The organism is Kitasatospora sp. NPDC089913, from assembly GCF_044748625.1.
Classification (GTDB): Bacteria; Actinomycetota; Actinomycetes; order Streptomycetales; family Streptomycetaceae; genus Kitasatospora.
This window is the reverse complement of record NZ_JBIVGI010000064.1, coordinates 1-2,753: the sequence shown is the minus strand read 5'-3', so window position 1 is coordinate 2,753 and position 2,753 is coordinate 1. Positions and strand designations below refer to the sequence as shown.

Genomic DNA, 2,753 nt, shown 5'->3' with positions numbered 1-2,753 from the left:
GGTGGTGACGGGCACGGGGACTGGAGCGACCTGGGTCAGGTCGCCTCCGGCCTGACCGCCGATCCGTCGCAGGTGACGTTCGCGGACTTCGACGGTGACGGGCGCACCGACTATGTCGTCACCCAGGCGGACGGTGCGGTGGGTGTGTTCCGCAACACCGGTGTCGGTGGTTGGAGTGACCTCGGCAAGGTCGCCGGTGGTGTCACCACCGACCGCAGCCGTGTCAAGTGGGCCGACATCGACGGCGACGGTCGTGCGGACTACAACATCGTCAACCCCGGTGGCTCGATCACCAGTTATGTGAACCACGGTGGTGACACCGGTGGTGGCTGGACGCTGCGGGCGCAGATCACCACGGGTCTGACCGGCGACCAGAACGCGGTGTCGCTGGCGGACATCAACGGTGACGGCCGTGCCGACTACCTCGTCACCACGGGCCCCACCACCGCGTTCCTGAACAACGGCGGCGACGACCGGAACAACCCCGGCTGGATCGACTACGGCCAGATCGCCGCCGGCGTCTGAACCCCGCACCCGCACCACCGACCGGCACCACGAACCCCAGCCACGAACCCCAGCCACGAACCGCAATGACCCGGGGCGCAGCGCACGGAACGCGCTGCGCCCCTCCCACCCCCCTGACCGTCCGCGCTACCGAAACGAGTGATTCCATTGAAGCCGCGCCGTCGTCCCCCGCTCTCCTTCGTCGTCCTGGCCGCCGCCGCGGCCTGCGCAATCGGCGCCCCGACGGCCTCGGCCGCCTCCGTGAGCACCTGGGACAAGGTCGCCCAGTGCGAGAGCACAGGGAACTGGAGCATCAACACCGGCGGCACGTACTACGGCGGCCTGCAGATCAACCTCCACAACTGGCAGTACTACGGCGGCACCGCCTACGCGGCCCGCCCCGACCTCGCCACCAAGAAACAGCAGATCCTGATAGCCGAGAAGATCCTCGCCGACCAGGGCGCCGGCGCGTGGAGCTGCGCTCCGGGAACCGGTCTGGCCACCGACCACGCCAACCCGTACCCCAGCGGTGCCGGTACGGAGTCGGGTGGTGCGGGGCGGGTGCGGTGGGCGGATTTCGACGGTGACGGTCGTGCGGACTACGTGGTTCTCAACGACAACGGTTCGGTGCGGGTGTTCCTGAACAAGGGTGGTGACGGGCACGGGGGTTGGAGTGACCTGGGTCAGGTGTCGACCGGGATGACGTCCGACCGTGCGCGGGTGCGTCTGGCGGACTACGACGGTGACGGGCGCGCGGACTACCTGTTGATCAATGCCAACGGTTCGGTGCGGGTGTTCCTGAACAAGGGTGGTGACGGGCACGGGGACTGGAGCGACCTGGGCCAGGTCGCCTCCGGCCTGACCGCCGATCCGTCGCAGGTGACGTTCGCGGACTTCGACGGCGACGGGCGCACCGACTATGTCGTCACCCAGGCGGACGGTGCGGTGGGTGTGTTCCGCAACACCGGTGTCGGTGGTTGGAGCGACCTCGGCAAGGTCGCCGGTGGTGTCACCACCGACCGCAGCCGTGTCAAGTGGGCCGACATCGACGGCGACGGTCGTGCGGACTACAACATCGTCAACCCCGGTGGTTCGATCACCAGTTACGTGAACCACGGTGGTGACACCGGTGGTGGCTGGACGCTGCGGGCGCAGATCACCACGGGTCTGACCGGCGACCAGAACGCGGTGTCGCTGGCGGACATCAACGGCGACGGCCGTGCCGACTACCTCGTCACCACGGGCCCCACCACCGCGTTCCTGAACAACGGCGGCGACGACCGCAACAACCCCGGCTGGATCGACTACGGCCAAATCGCCGCCGGCGCCTGAACCCCGCCCCCGCACCACCGACCGGCACCACGAACCCCAGCCACGAACCCCAGCCACGAACCTCAGTCACGAACCCCAGCAAGGAAGAAGGAATCCTGTGAAGCGCACCCTCGGACTCGCCCTGGCCGCCGCGAGCGCGGTGGCGGCGATCGCGGCCACCGCCCCCACGGCCTCGGCCACGGCACCCGCACCGGCCCCGCTGCTCCGGGTGATGCCGCTCGGTGACTCGATCACCGCCGGGTACCGGAGCAGCACCGACGCCGGCTATCGCGGCCCGCTCGGCGACCTGGTGGCCCAGCAGAACCGCTACACCGTCGACTTGGTGGGATCGAACCACAACGGCGCGGTCACCGACCCCGACAACGAGGGCCACAGCGGGTACATGGTCAACGACATCGCGGCCGGGGTCGACGGGTGGCTCCAGGCCGCGCAGCCGGACGTTGTCCTGCTGCACATCGGCATCAACGACCTGGACCGGGGTACCGACAAGGCCCATGCGGCGGACCGCACCTCGGCACTGATCGACCGTGTCCTCGCCGCCCGTCCCGGTGTCAGCGTCCTCGTGATGGGCCTGATTCCGACCACACCGAACCTGACCGCCCTGGTGGCCGACTACAACACCGCGCTGAGCCGGGCCGTCGAGACGAAGCAGACCCAGGGTCGCAAGGTCCGTTACACCGCCGCGCCCGCGCTGACGCCGGCCGAATTCGCCGACGGACTGCACCCCAACGACTCCGGCTACCAGCGAATGGCGCAGACCTTCGAGCAGGCTCTGGACCGCTCCTTCACCGACGGCCTGGCCGCCCCGGCGGCCACGCGTCACGCCGGTACGGAGTCGGGTGGTGCGGGGCGGGTGCGGTGGGCGGATTTCGACGGTGACGGTCGTGCGGACTACGTGGTTCTCAACGACAACGGTT

At 69.2% G+C, this 2,753-nt stretch carries 3 protein-coding genes; all 3 read left to right on the top strand.

All coding sequences use genetic code 11. The annotated features are described in order from the left end of the window. Nucleotides 1-525 (top strand): FG-GAP repeat domain-containing protein (locus tag ACIPYS_RS40150; RefSeq protein WP_400755571.1); only part of this gene is annotated, 525 nt, incomplete at its 5' end. Between the two features lie 147 nt (nt 526-672). Continuing rightward, a complete protein-coding gene (locus tag ACIPYS_RS40145) occupies nt 673-1,836 on the top strand; it encodes an FG-GAP-like repeat-containing protein (RefSeq protein WP_400755569.1) in 1,164 nt (387 codons plus the stop codon). 97 nt (nt 1,837-1,933) lie between these two features. Further along, on the top strand, nt 1,934-2,753 hold an 820-nt coding region (locus ACIPYS_RS40140), incomplete at its 3' end, for an SGNH/GDSL hydrolase family protein (protein WP_400755567.1).